This is a genomic window from Acidaminobacter sp. JC074, assembly GCF_022496765.1.
GTDB lineage: Bacteria > Bacillota > Clostridia > Peptostreptococcales > Acidaminobacteraceae > JABXKX01.
In genome coordinates this window covers 1-378 of sequence record NZ_VANV01000177.1, presented here as the reverse complement: position 1 = coordinate 378, position 378 = coordinate 1, and the positions used below count along the sequence as shown (strand labels likewise).

1 protein-coding gene is annotated in these 378 nt (G+C 33.3%); it reads right to left on the bottom strand.

Annotated features, from left to right (window positions below):
* Positions 1-378, bottom strand: a 378-nt coding sequence (locus EZV73_RS29250; protein WP_240843945.1) for an IS200/IS605 family accessory protein TnpB-related protein, incomplete at both ends; no start/stop codon positions are given.

Sequence of the window (378 nt, the reverse complement as noted above, 5' to 3'; positions counted from 1 at the left end):
TCTTGATTTATCAGCTGCTTCTTTCTCAACCATTTCTAAGTCTACTGCTGACACTGATGAAGTGTAAGCTTCATTCATCATTACTACTTTTATGCCATGTTTTGCAGCTTTATACTTAATCTGATTGATTAGACGCGTATGTGGAATTTGAACAAAATACTTGATCTTGTTCTCTTTCTTTATGCCTTTGAAATCACCTATAACGATAGTACCAACTTGATGGTCATTGGCGATATCAATGATCATTTTACTTGCTTTATGAGTATAATAATCTACAAAGCCTCTTCTAGTATCCAAAACCTTATTCATGCGATTTGTTGCCTTAAAATCATCACTTCCTACAATCTTCATATGTTTACTTTGAAGTTCAGCAATTTG